The following is a 1,695-nucleotide window of genomic DNA, read 5'->3' as shown; positions in this document are numbered from 1 at the left end:
GCATAACGATCTTTGAAAATATTGAGCAAGTACCTAAATTTAAAAATAAATTTAGAAAAGAAATAAAAGGTAAAGGAAATAACATTTCCTAACGTCAAGGTATTAGAAATTTTGAAAGATATTTAAAATTTTTATACAACGAAGAGTTTGATCCTGGCTCAGGATGAACGCTAGCGACAGGCCTAACACATGCAAGTCGAGGGGTAACAGGGAAGCTTGCTTCCGCTGACGACCGGCGCACGGGTGCGTAACGCGTATGAAACCTACCTTATACTGGGGGATAGCCCGAAGAAATTCGGATTAATACCCCATAACATGGTTTATTGGCATCAATAAGCTATTAAAACTCCGGTGGTATAAGATGGTCATGCGTGACATTAGATAGTTGGTGAGGTAACGGCTCACCAAGTCGACGATGTCTAGGGGTTCTGAGAGGAAGGTCCCCCACACTGGTACTGAGACACGGACCAGACTCCTACGGGAGGCAGCAGTGAGGAATATTGGTCAATGGGCGAAAGCCTGAACCAGCCATGTCGCGTGAAGGAAGAAGGTTCTATGGATTGTAAACTTCTTTTATACGGGAAGAATGGTCGCTACGTGTAGTGATTCGACGGTACCGTATGAATAAGCACCGGCTAACTCCGTGCCAGCAGCCGCGGTAATACGGAGGGTGCAAGCGTTATCCGGATTTATTGGGTTTAAAGGGTGCGTAGGCGGAATAATAAGTCAGGGGTGAAAGTTTGCGGCTCAACCGTAAAATTGCCTTTGAAACTATTATTCTTGAGTACATTTGAGGTAGGCGGAATGTAGTGTGTAGCGGTGAAATGCTTAGATATACTACAGAACACCAATTGCGAAGGCAGCTTACTAAACTGTAACTGACGCTGATGCACGAAAGCGTGGGGATCGAACAGGATTAGATACCCTGGTAGTCCACGCCGTAAACGATGATTACTAGTTGTTTGCAATAGATCGTAAGCGACAAAGCGAAAGCATTAAGTAATCCACCTGGGGAGTACGTTGGCAACAATGAAACTCAAAGGAATTGACGGGGGCCCGCACAAGCGGAGGAACATGTGGTTTAATTCGATGATACGCGAGGAACCTTACCTGGACTTAAATGTAGATTGACAGGCTTAGAGATAGGCTTTTCTTCGGACAATTTACAAGGTGCTGCATGGTTGTCGTCAGCTCGTGCCGTGAGGTGTCGGGTTAAGTCCCATAACGAGCGCAACCCACGTTGTTAGTTACCAGCACATAATGGTGGGCACTCTAACAAGACTGCCGGTGTAAACCGCGAGGAAGGTGTGGATGACGTCAAATCAGCACGGCCCTTACGTCCAGGGCTACACACGTGTTACAATGGTCGGTACAGAGGGCAGCTACAGGGTGACCTGATGCCAATCTCCAAAACCGGTCTCAGTTCGGATCGAAGTCTGCAACCCGACTTCGTGAAGCTGGATTCGCTAGTAATCGCATATCAGCCATGATGCGGTGAATACGTTCCCGGGCCTTGTACACACCGCCCGTCAAACCATGGAAGCCGAGGGTACCTGAAGTCTGTCACCGAAAGGAGCGGCCTAGGGTAAAACTGGTAACTAGGGTTAAGTCGTAACAAGGTAGCCGTACCGGAAGGTGTGGCTGGAACACCTCCTTTCTGGAGAAGTTTCTAACAACCTGTTAGGATATGCCTTT

General features: G+C 47.3%; 1 rRNA gene. It reads left to right on the top strand.

The features are described 5' to 3' along the window. Nucleotides 1-135 precede the first annotated feature (135 nt). A 16S ribosomal RNA gene (locus ACRD7B_RS22680) occupies nucleotides 136-1,657 on the top strand. Nucleotides 1,658-1,695 lie beyond the last annotated feature (38 nt).

Source organism: Carboxylicivirga fragile (genome assembly GCF_050589805.1).
Taxonomy (GTDB): Bacteria; Bacteroidota; Bacteroidia; order Bacteroidales; family Marinilabiliaceae; genus Carboxylicivirga; species Carboxylicivirga fragile.
Note: the sequence above shows the minus strand (reverse complement) of the source record. Positions and strands in the feature narration are given on the sequence as shown.